The sequence below is a fragment of the Elusimicrobiota bacterium genome, assembly GCA_018816525.1.
In the GTDB taxonomy this organism is placed as follows: Bacteria; Elusimicrobiota; Endomicrobiia; order CG1-02-37-114; family XYA2-FULL-39-19; genus OXYB2-FULL-48-7.
In genome coordinates this window covers 1-2,569 of sequence record JAHIVV010000045.1, presented here as the reverse complement: position 1 = coordinate 2,569, position 2,569 = coordinate 1, and the positions used below count along the sequence as shown (strand labels likewise).

Annotated in this window: 2 protein-coding genes and 1 tRNA gene; 2 read left to right on the top strand and 1 reads right to left on the bottom strand. The window is 32.8% G+C overall.

The window, feature by feature from the left end; translation table 11 throughout:
- Nucleotides 1-136 precede the first annotated feature (136 nt).
- Nucleotides 137-1,435, top strand: a complete 1,299-nt coding sequence (locus KKH91_04480; protein ID MBU0952064.1) for an ATP-binding protein — start codon at nucleotides 137-139, stop codon at nucleotides 1,433-1,435.
- An 8-nt stretch (nucleotides 1,436-1,443) separates the two neighbouring features.
- Entirely contained in the window at nucleotides 1,444-1,839 is a 396-nt protein-coding gene (locus tag KKH91_04475; GenBank protein ID MBU0952063.1) for a hypothetical protein, read from the top strand.
- Between the two features lie 273 nt (nucleotides 1,840-2,112).
- On the opposite strand, the gene KKH91_04470 is transcribed toward KKH91_04475, so the two are convergent.
- Nucleotides 2,113-2,184: transfer RNA gene (locus KKH91_04470), tRNA-Asn, on the bottom strand.
- Nucleotides 2,185-2,569 lie beyond the last annotated feature (385 nt).

Below are 2,569 nucleotides of genomic sequence, written 5' to 3'. Positions count from 1 at the left end.
TTAAACTTAGAACAAATTCTCAACACAAAAATTGAATTTGCTTAACCCTAAATCACGAAGACCTTGACGTCCATTAAAATATGATGTATACTATTTGTGCATAGTTGCACATTTAGTACATATGGGGCAAGGGTTTATGAAATATATCCAGCGTATTCTATCAGCCAAGTTGGAAGAAAGTATTAAGCATAACCGAATTATCATCATTCTGGGAAGCAGGCAGGTCGGCAAAACTACATTGATGAAAATGCTTCAAGATAGTTTCCCGAAGAATTGCCTGCAATTCTATTTTAATCTTGAAGATATCAAGCAGTTAGACATATGCCAGAATATTGAAACATTGAAATCCCACTTAAAAAATAAGGGCGCTGACATTGAGAAAAAACAAGTATTCATAGCTATCGATGAATTTCAGTATATAAAGAACGCCACAAAACTTTTAAAAACAATATATGACTTGTATCCCTTAGTCAAAGTAGTAGTCTCGGGTTCTTCTTCGCTAGAAATTCAGAAACACTTGAAGGAATCCCTTGCTGGCAGGAAAAGAGTTTATGCTCTATATTCCTTGAGTTTTGAAGAGTACATAAGGTTCAGAAGCGAACATCTATATTTGGAATATGAAAAACTTAAATTAATAAAAGATGAAATGCTGCTTATTGAACCAAACAATAAAGGATATTTTAAAGAGTATTTGACATACGGCGGCTATCCCAAAATAGCGCTTATAAAGGACAGGACCGAAAAAATAGAGGAATTGCAGGATATTTATAATTCCTACATACAGAAAGATATAAAATCGCTTCTCAAAGGAGAACATATCTCGGCATTTAATAATCTGGTCAAAATACTGGCATCCCAGATAGGCAACCTGGTAAATACATTTGAGTTATCAAACACATTACAAATAGACAGGCGCCAGACATCAAAATACCTTGATTTACTCGAAGAAACTTTTATCATAAAACTTTTAAAACCTTTTCACTCAAATAAAAGAACTGAAATAAGCAAAATGCCAAAACTCTATTTTCTGGATAGTGGCATTGTTAATTATGGTATAGGCAATTTCAGCAATATTGAAGAGCGGAAAAACCTGGGAAGTTATGTGGAAAATTTTATTTTTAACGAACTAATCAGGTATAAACCTATCTTCTATAATATATATTTCTGGAGGACTAAAGCCGGAACAGAAATAGATTTTATTTTAGAAGGAAATAATGAATTTATTCCCATTGAAGTTAAGTGGCAGAATACCAAAACTCCCTATATCCCTAAAAACTTTTTATCTTTCTTTGAAAACCACAGAAATGTTAAAAGAGCGGTAGTTATAACAAAACATCATTACGCTGAAATAAAGGAAAAAGGTGTTTTAATATATTTTATACCCGCGATACTTTTTAATAAATTCGTGAAAAAATTATCTCAAAATGAAAAATAATTCATCAATTGGATTTCTATCATCAGATTGCTAATAAATACAAAAAACTCCCATTAAAATACGAAAGAAAACTTATCAGTTCCGCCAAGCAAGGTAATTCCGCTTCAAAAGAAATATTGCTTCTTCATCTGACAGGTTTCTTCGTATTCAGATTCTATACATCTCCCTATCTGCCTCTTATCATAAACTCCTTTGATGATATAACTCAGGATTGCCTTGTTCTTGCCTTAAAAAACATCAAAACCTACAAAATGAGATACAAAAACGAGGAAGGAATATTTCAGCCGGTTCATTTCAGCACATATATGTGGAAAGGCGTTACAGGAATAATTATTTCTTCGTTAAAAAATAGGAAGGAAATCTGTTTTTCGGATTTGCCTGAATATTATGACGCTCTTTTTTAGTGACATTTTTTAACGACCTTTTAGCGATACCTTTTATTACCGACATTTGCGAAGTGAAACACGCTGAAACATCCGGCAGTAAAAGAAATTATTCAAAATAGATGGGTTTTAATGAGGTATTTCAGGTTGTTTTTTATGTGCGGAAATTCCAAACAGATGAAAAATAATGCTGTATTTTGAAAACAAATACGTTTTATTACGTCAAAAAGTTCGGATTTCAAACCATTGCCTTTTTATGAAAAATGTCGATTTCTCGACGACAAATTGTCAAAACTCCCCGGGTTGGACTCGAACCAACAGCCTAGCGGTTAACAGCCGCTCACTCCACCATTGAGCTACCGGGGAATCAGTTAGATAATCAGATTATTGGTTAAAAGCAATATCTACTTTATCGCTAATTTCTATGCAAAAGTTTTTTTCAATGAGCTTTCTAAAGAACCTCTTGCATAAAACAAAAACATCAAATTTTCTTTATAATGAAATCTACCAAATCATTAAATTTTGCAGTTTTTTGATAGATTTTATCACTAATCTCTTCAGCTGACTTGAATATTTTTAAATCTTCTAAACTTTGCATATTATACTATATTTTTCAGTAAATATCCCACGAGCTTACGCTCGGGGCATTTAAATTCCTAACTCAAGCTTCGCTTGTCCAATATCTTCTTTGCCTTGTTGCTCTATATAGTCTTTTATCACGCGTTCATTGATTCCAACGGTCGAAACAAAG